This window comes from Neisseria sp. P0020.S005, assembly GCF_051957055.1.
Taxonomy (GTDB): domain Bacteria; phylum Pseudomonadota; class Gammaproteobacteria; order Burkholderiales; family Neisseriaceae; genus Neisseria; species Neisseria subflava_A.
The window spans coordinates 1-255 of record NZ_JBQCWV010000091.1 but is presented as its reverse complement, the minus strand read 5'-3'; the positions used below and the strand labels follow the sequence as shown (position 1 = coordinate 255).

Here is a 255-nt window from a genome sequence, read left to right as displayed (position 1 = left end):
GGGGGGGGGGGGGGGGGGGGGGGGGGGGGGGGGGGGGGGGGGGGGGGGGGGGGGGGGGGGGGGGGGGGGGGGGGGGGGGGGGGGGGGGGGGGGGGGGGGGGGGGGGGGGGGGGGGGGGGGGGGGGGGAGGGGGGGGGGGGGGGGGGGGGGGGGGGGGGGGGGGGGGGGGGGGGGGGGGGGGGGGGGGGGGGGGGGGGGGGGGGGGGGGGGGGGGGGGGGGGGGGGGGGGGGGGGGGGGGGGGGGGGGGGGGGGGG

The 255-nt window shown here is 99.6% G+C and carries 1 protein-coding gene; it reads left to right on the top strand.

Going from position 1 to position 255, the window contains the following annotated elements; translation table 11 throughout:
* Positions 1-255, top strand: a 255-nt coding sequence (locus ACTHTU_RS11455) for a hypothetical protein (RefSeq protein ID WP_268083134.1), incomplete at both ends; no start/stop codon positions are given.